This window comes from Paraburkholderia atlantica (genome assembly GCF_009362785.1).
Lineage (GTDB): Bacteria > Pseudomonadota > Gammaproteobacteria > Burkholderiales > Burkholderiaceae > Paraburkholderia > Paraburkholderia atlantica.
Map to the genome: position 1 here is coordinate 1 of NZ_WHNQ01000150.1, position 2,878 is coordinate 2,878.

The 2,878-nt window shown below is 65.1% G+C and carries 1 protein-coding gene; it reads right to left on the reverse strand.

The features are described from left to right. A partial coding sequence (locus GCT19_RS41580) for an autotransporter-associated beta strand repeat-containing protein (protein ID WP_321576960.1) occupies window positions 1–2,771 on the reverse strand: 2,771 nt, incomplete at its 3' end. Between the last annotated feature and the right edge of the window lie 107 nt (window positions 2,772–2,878).

Genomic DNA, 2,878 nt, shown 5'->3' on the forward strand with positions numbered 1-2,878 from the left:
TGGAGCTGGCCAGTGCCGGAGATCACGCCGGGCTCGGTCATCGTCGTGCCGGAGGCGGGGTCGAAGGCGAGAGTGGCGTTGTCCGTGACGTTGCCCGTGATCGAGCCGTTCGTGGTGCCGTCGCCGAGTTGCAGCGTGCCGGTGCTGATCGTCGTGCCACCGGTATAGGTGTCCGTGCCGGTCAACACGAGCGTGCCGGTATCGGTCTTTGTCAACGCACCGGCGCCGGAGATCACGCCGCTCATCGTCAGCGCGGTGCCGGTATTGACACCGAATGTGCCACCTGAGGCACCCAGCGTCGCCGAACGCAATGATGCGAAGCTTGCCGTCGTGTTCAGCGTGCCGCCATTGAGCGTGAGCGCGCCGCTTGCAGCGCCGAGATTGCTGTCGGCAGAAACCTGCAACGTGCCCGCATTGATCGTCGTGCCCCCGGTATAGGTGTTAGTGCCAGACAGCACTGTTATGCCGGGGCCAATTTGCTGAACCTGACCGGAGCCGGAGATCACGCCGGACTCGGTCATCGTCGTGCCGGAGGCCGGATCGAACGCGAAGATCGAATTGTCGGTGACGTTGCCGGTGATCGAACCGTTGGTGGTGCCATTGCCTAACTGCAGCGTGCCGGCCGTGATCGTGGTGCCACCGGTGTAGGTGTTCGCGCCTGTGAGTATGGTTGTGCCCGTGCCGTTTTGCTGGACCTGGCCAACACCGGAAATCGCACCGGACTCGTTCATCGTCGTGCCGGAAGCAGGATCGAACACGAGCGTGGCGTTGTCGGTCACATTGCCGGTGATCGAGCCATTGATGGTGCCGTTGCCGAGTTGCAGCGTGCCTGCACTGATCGTGGTGCCGCCGGTGTAGGTGTTCGTGCCCGTCAATACCGTTGTGCCGGTGCCAACCTGCTGGAGCTGGCCGGTGCCGGAGATCACGCCGGGCTCCGTCATCGTTGTTCCGGAGGCAGGGTCGAACACAAGCGTAGCGTTGTCGGTGACATTGCCCGTGATCGAGCCGTTGGTGGTGCCGTTGCCGAGTTGCAGCGTGCCGCCACTGATCGTGGTGCCGCCCGTGTACGTGTTGGTCCCGGTCAGGATTTCCGTTCCGCTGGCCTGCACCAGACTGCCGCTGCCCCCGATCACACCGGCAAACGTACCAGGGCCCCCGCTGCCGTTCAGCGTCAGCTGGTCGCCGCCTGATAGCAGGATTCTTGCGCCGGCTTCTCCGGTCAGGTTATTCAGCGATTGGGAGAAGCCGTTCGTATCGAACGTGCTTGTGACATTGACCGCGCTCGACGATCCGATCACGTTAGCGGCATTGGCCTGTAGCGTGCCGCTTTGCACCAGGGTCGTTCCACTGAAGGTGTTGTTCGCATTCGACAGCGACACCACATTGTTCGCGGCGATGACCAGATTGCCGGTGCCGGTCAGTTGAGCCGCCAGATCGGCGTTCGCGCCAGTGGCGCCGGAGTCGTCGGTCAGGGTCAGGCTTTGCCCCCCCTGCAGCGCAAGCTGCTTGAGCGTGTAGCCAACGTATAGGCCGTTGTTGGCGGAGCCGGTGCCGAGCGAGTAGCCGTAGCTGCCGATCGCGACCAGATTGCCGTTTTGCTGCACGTTGATCGCCTGGGTCGCGCCGAGCGGATTGCCATTTGCGTCCTGCAGCGTCAGGCCGCTGCCAGTGCCGGCGACGCTGGTGGCCGAAATCAATTGGAGACCAGTGTTCACGTGACTCTGCTGGAACAGCGACAGGTCACCCGCCGGCGTCGCCACGGGCGGCGTGTACGGGTTGGGCACGTTGATGCGTACCGTGCCGGTGCCGCTGACGTCGAGCGCCCCCGTGGTGATGAAGCTGGTGGCGATCTGCTGAGCGGGCGCGGTGCCGTCGAATACGGCGGTGCCGCCGTTGAACGTCACGGCTCCGATGGCCTGGCGGCCGTCGCCGACCGTGGTCAGGTTGCCCGCGCCGAGCACGAGCGTCGCATTGGTCAGCGCCGTGGTGTCGTTGCCCGATAGCGCGAAGGTGTCGTTCGACAGCGCGACCGTGCCATGGAAGGCACTGCCAGCGCCGGGCCCGAACGAGAACGCTTGTCCGCCGTTGGACGCCGACAGTGTTCCCGATCCGGTCAGTGCATTGCCGAAACTGAATGCGCCACCGGTGGTGGCCGCAAGGCTGCCACCCGGCAGGATGTTGACCGTGCCGGTGCCGAGGCTTGCAGTAGAGGTCGCGCTTGCCGGCGCGACGGCCGCGCTTCCGGCGATCTGCCAGGCGCCGCTATATCCGGAGTTGCTGCCGGTGATGGTGGCGAGAGCGGCTCCCGCGGCGACGCTGGTTACGCCTGCTCCGGAAAGGTTGTTGGCGAAACTGCCCGCGCTCGTGAAAGCGAGATTCAGGCCTTGAGCGGTATCGGCGGCGGAAGTGGCGATGGTTACTGGTCCAGCGCCGGCGGCGTTTGCGCCGGTAAGTTGCAGCGTGCCGGTGCTGATCGCGGTGCCGCCGGTGTAGGTGTTCGTGCCTGTCAGTACCGTTGTGCCCGTGCCGTTTTGCTGGACCTGGCCGGTGCCGGAGATTACGCCGGACTCCGTCATCGTCGTGCCGGAGGCGGGGTCGAAGGCGAGGGTGGCGTTGTCGGTGATGTTGCCGATGATCGAGCCGTTGGTGGTGCCGTTGCCGAGTTGCAGTGTGCCGGTGGTGATCGTGGTGCCGCCGGTGTAGGAGTTCGTGCCCGTCAATACTGTTGTGCCGGTGCCGATCTGCTGGAGCTGGCCAGTGCCGGAGATCACGCCGGGCTCGGTCATCGTCGTGCCGGAGGCGGGGTCGAAGGCGAGAGTGGCGTTGTCCGTGACGTTGCCCGTGATCGAGCCGTTCGTGGTGCCGTCGCCGAGTTGCA